Here is a 4,291-nt window from a genome sequence, read left to right as displayed (position 1 = left end):
GTTAACCGGCCCATGTGCGGTCGGTAGCGCCAAAAGGTATTCAGGGAGATTGCATGAATGGAGCGTTATGGCGAAGCCGACTGTTGACCGATCATTGGTTCAGCAACTTGCCTGCGGGTCTACAGGATGGCTTGCTCGCTGCCGCCAGGCAGCGTCGTCCTACGCCGGGTAGACCGCTGTTTCTGCGCGGCGATCCACCCTGTGGCTTATACGCGGTGGTGGAAGGCGCCGTTCGGGTCGGTGACGATCAAGAGCACATCAAGCTGACGGTGCCGTCCTCCACTGACTTGCCTTACTGGTTTGGCGAAGTGTCGTTATTTGACGGCCTGCCGCGCACCCAGGATATGTTCTCCCACGCCCACAGTATCGTTTTGCACATCCCGCAAGCGGACCTGGATCGATTGCTGAGAGACAACCCCGCGTATCGTTATCAATTCGCTGCGCTGTTGCAATTAAAGCTGCGCGTCACCCGAGCGCAACTTGAGCAGCATGGTGAGTTACCTACCGTTGCCCGAGTAGCTTTTTGTTTGTTACTGATCAGTCAAGGCTACGGCCCGATCAATCGAGCGCCACGCTTCGTGCGGTTGCCTTCGACCCAACTGGCGCGCTGGCTGGCGATATCCAAACCGACGTTAATCAGTGTCCTCAACGACTTGCAGACACGGGAGGTCTTGAGGTCAGGCGCCGATGGGATCGAAATTCTGGATTTTAATAAACTACGTGCGGCAGCTAGTTAATCGGCTTAGCCTAAAGGCACGATTAATGAGGTGCACCATGCGTTTGCTGTTAGTGGAAAACGATGCCAATTTGGCTAATCTCCTGGCCAAAGGATTTGGCGAAACGGGCTTTACGGTAGATCTCGCGCCTAATGGCCTGACAGGGCGCCACTTTGTCGAAGAGCAAACTTACGATCTGGTGATCCTCGACGTCATGTTGCCGGGCCTGAACGGCTGGCAACTGCTGCAGCTGATCCGTAAACGCGGTACTACGCCGGTGCTGTTCCTGACCGCACGAGATGCCATTGAGGACCGACTGCGTGGGCTGGAACTGGGCGCTGATGATTACTTGCTCAAGCCGTTCACCTTCGATGAGTTACTAGTTCGGGTACGTACATTGTTGCGGCGTGGGCCAACCGGTACCGCCGATACTTATGTGATTGCCGACCTGGACATTGATGTGCAGCGCCAGCGCGTCAGCCGTGGCGGGCAGCGAATTTCGTTGAGTGACCAAGAGTTCGAACTGCTGCAATTGCTTGCCAGTCGTCAAGGAGATGTGATCTCCCGCTCATTGATCGCTTCGCAAGTGTTCAACAACGACAGCCACAAAATCGAAATCGCCATCCACCGCCTAAGGTCAAAAATCGACGAGCGTTATCAGCCAAAACTGATCCATACCATGGGTACCGTAGGGTATCAGCTGGCGGTTTTGGCTGATTAACAACAATTTCTGCGGGAAACCTTGAATTACCCAGCACCCCCGTGGGACCGAATTCATTCGGGAAGGCGTGTTGTCAGATGCAGGTGTTTCAGGATGTGAAACCATTCCCGAATGAATTCGGTCCCACTGGTGTCTTGCGGAAATTTACCTGCCCAACCCGTCCCGAAACTGACTGGGTGTCTGCCCGGTCCAGCGTTTAAACGCGCGGCTGAAGCTACTGGTGTCGCCGAATCCCAGTAGGTAGGCGATCTCGCTCAGTGACGTCTTCGGTTCGCGCATGTGCTGGATCGCGAGGTTCTGCCGACACTGGTTCAGCAGCAAGTCATAACGAAAACCCTCGTCGGCCAAATGCCGTTGCAAGCTGCGCAGGCTCAAGTGCAAGGTCTGCGCGATGTACTCGGCGGACGGTTCGCCATCGGGCAACTGCGCTTCTATCGCTGCGCGCACTCTACGCTCCCAAGTCATTGGCTTGAGCTGTTCAAGGGTGCGCTTGAGCACCGTTTCGTTGTGCTCGGCCAGCTCTGGATTGCCGTCCTGGAGGCGGCTGTCAAAGTCGCTGCAGGCAAACTCCAGCAAATTCTCTTTCGCGGAAAACACAATTGGCGCACGAAATACGTCGTGCCAAGGCTGAGGGTCGACCGGCACCGGCCGTTGCAGGTAGACCGCGAGCGGCGCGTAGTCGCGGCCCAAACGGTTACGGCAGGTGCGCACATAGATTGCGGCGAAGGCATCGATTGCCTCGGCCGCAGGCGCTGGATTTCCTTGCGCCGCACTAAAGCGGAACTCGTAGCGCTCGCTGGTCCTGCGCAGGTCCAGCGCAAGCACGTCGCTGACCACCTCGTGATAACGCACGATACGCTCGAACACCTCTTGCAGCGTGCCACTGGCCACCAGCGCATAACCCAAGGCATGAAACGTGGTAGGGCTGACAAACCGCGACACCCGCAAACCGATCGCCGGATCGCCGCTGGCCTGCACCGCCAGTTGCCAGAGCCGGGTGGTCGCCGTCACGGGGTAACGCGCATTGGGGTCGTCCATAAGCTGCGGATCAAGCCCGGCGGTTTGGCACAACGCGATGCTGTCGAGGCCCAAAGCATCGAGTTGCTTGCGCAAGGCGCGTGTCCAACTGGCGAGGGTGGTGGGTTCAGTCATGGCGATTGGCGCGTGTGGTCAAGAGGTTGGCGTTTGCGGTCAGGCGGAGTCGCACACACGGGTGCACTGTGTCATCCATCGTTAACTCCTTCTTATAACGCTAGCTCAATAATCAGAGGATGGAAGCATGCAAGGCACTTCTGCAAGTCCCGACAGACTGAATGCACAGCAGCGATCAGCCCATATTCGCGCCGCAGTGATGGCACGTGGTGACGAGCTGCGCCAGCGCTACCCGATCCTCAAGCATCAGGATGCCATTGGCGTTGGCATTCTGAGCGTTGCGTTGATTGGCATGCTGGCGAGTGCGACGCTGTACATCGGCGGATACATGGCGTGGTGGGTGTGCCTGCTGCTTAATGCTTTCTTTGCCTCGCTGACCCACGAACTAGAGCATGACCTGATCCACAGCATGTATTTTCGCAAGCAGCGCATCCCGCACAACCTGATGCTGGCGCTGGTGTGGATGGCGCGACCCAGCACTATTAATCCGTGGATTAGGCGTCACCTGCACCTCAATCATCACAAGGTGTCTGGCACCGAAACCGACATGGAAGAACGCGCCATCACTAACGGCGAGCCGTGGGGTTTTGCGCGGCTGTTAATGGTCGGCGATAACATGATGTCCGCGCTGATTCGCATGCTGCGGGCGAAAACCTGGTCGCACAAGTTCACTATCCTCAAGCGCACGTTGCGGGTTTACGCCCCGCTGGCATTACTAAATTGGGGGACGTGGTATGTGTTCCTCGGTTTCCATGTGGCCAATGGTATAGCCAGTCTGTTGGGGGCGCCCATCGAGTGGTCAGCTAATACCTTGGCGGTTATGCAAGTGGTCGATATCGCGGTGGTCGTGCTGGTAGGCCCGAACGTGTTGCGGACCTTTTGCCTGCACTTCATCAGTTCCAATATGCATTACTACGGCGACGTGGAACTGGGCAATGTGATGCAGCAATGCCAAGTGCTCAATTCGAAGTGGATGTGGCCGTTGCAGGCGTTTTGTTTCAACTTCGGCAGCACCCATGGCATTCACCATTTCGTGGTCAAGGAACCGTTCTACATTCGCCAGATGACGGCACCGGTTGCACATAAAGTCATGGCTGAAATGGGTGTGCGCTTCAATGACTTCGGCACGTTTCGCCGGGCCAATCGGTTTGTTATGGGTGTGTTCAATCCCACCCCGTTGCTGTTCCCACAGCAACAACAGATCAACAAAAAGTCCGTACAAAGCTGATTCTCCAGCACCCTTGATCGCCTGAGAGGCCCATTCCACCGCGGTTTCTTGGTTGGTACAGGTCTTGCTATCTCCTGTTATCCAGACAATTGCCTGTACTGATGTTGAGGCAGGCAACTTCTGGATTCGTTTATTACCAGGAGCTTATCAATGGCCAAAGTCCAGACCGCAGCCACTGCCCAAGAGGCGCTGTGGCATCAAGCGCCTAGCGGCGAGTTGGTCGACCTCGGCCGGGAATTTCGTGTGCCGCTGGGGCAGTCGCGCTTACAAAGCACACCCAAGGGTATCTTGAGCCGTCGCGAAGCGATTCTTCTGGGTGTGTTTGCGTTGGTGCTGCATGGCGCGGTGATCTATGGGGTTAGCCAGAATCCGCCGGCGCCGCTGCCTATTGTGCCGCCTGAAGTTCCGCCAATGACCATCGAATTTTCTGCGCCGACTCCGCCCGTGGTGGAAACGCCTCCGCCGCCGCCGCCG

General features: G+C 56.9%; 4 protein-coding genes and 1 pseudogene. 4 read left to right on the top strand and 1 reads right to left on the bottom strand.

What is annotated here, in order from left to right; translation table 11 throughout:
• The first annotated feature begins 53 nt into the window (after positions 1-53).
• Together M0974_RS24615 and M0974_RS24610 are read left to right on the top strand one after the other, a co-directional pair.
• A complete protein-coding gene (locus M0974_RS24615) occupies positions 54-737 on the top strand; it encodes a Crp/Fnr family transcriptional regulator (protein WP_297843162.1) in 684 nt (227 codons plus the stop codon).
• Between the two features lie 37 nt (positions 738-774).
• Positions 775-1,437, top strand: coding sequence for a response regulator (locus M0974_RS24610; protein ID WP_297843159.1), 663 nt, complete (start codon positions 775-777; stop codon positions 1,435-1,437).
• A 144-nt stretch (positions 1,438-1,581) separates the two neighbouring features.
• On the opposite strand, the gene M0974_RS24605 is transcribed toward M0974_RS24610, so the two are convergent.
• Positions 1,582-2,589, bottom strand: coding sequence for an AraC family transcriptional regulator (locus M0974_RS24605; RefSeq protein WP_297843156.1), 1,008 nt, complete (start codon positions 2,587-2,589; stop codon positions 1,582-1,584).
• 127 nt (positions 2,590-2,716) lie between these two features.
• On the opposite strand from M0974_RS24605, the gene M0974_RS24600 reads away from it, so the two are divergent.
• Together M0974_RS24600 and M0974_RS24595 are read left to right on the top strand one after the other, a co-directional pair.
• Positions 2,717-3,817, top strand: a complete 1,101-nt coding sequence (locus M0974_RS24600; protein ID WP_297843153.1) for a fatty acid desaturase — start codon at positions 2,717-2,719, stop codon at positions 3,815-3,817.
• A gap of 150 nt (positions 3,818-3,967) precedes the next feature.
• Positions 3,968-4,291: pseudogene (locus M0974_RS24595) on the top strand (energy transducer TonB); the annotation flags it as partial.

Source organism: Pseudomonas sp. (assembly GCF_026224925.1).
GTDB lineage: Bacteria > Pseudomonadota > Gammaproteobacteria > Pseudomonadales > Pseudomonadaceae > Aquipseudomonas.
Note: the sequence above shows the minus strand (reverse complement) of the source record. Positions and strands in the feature narration are given on the sequence as shown.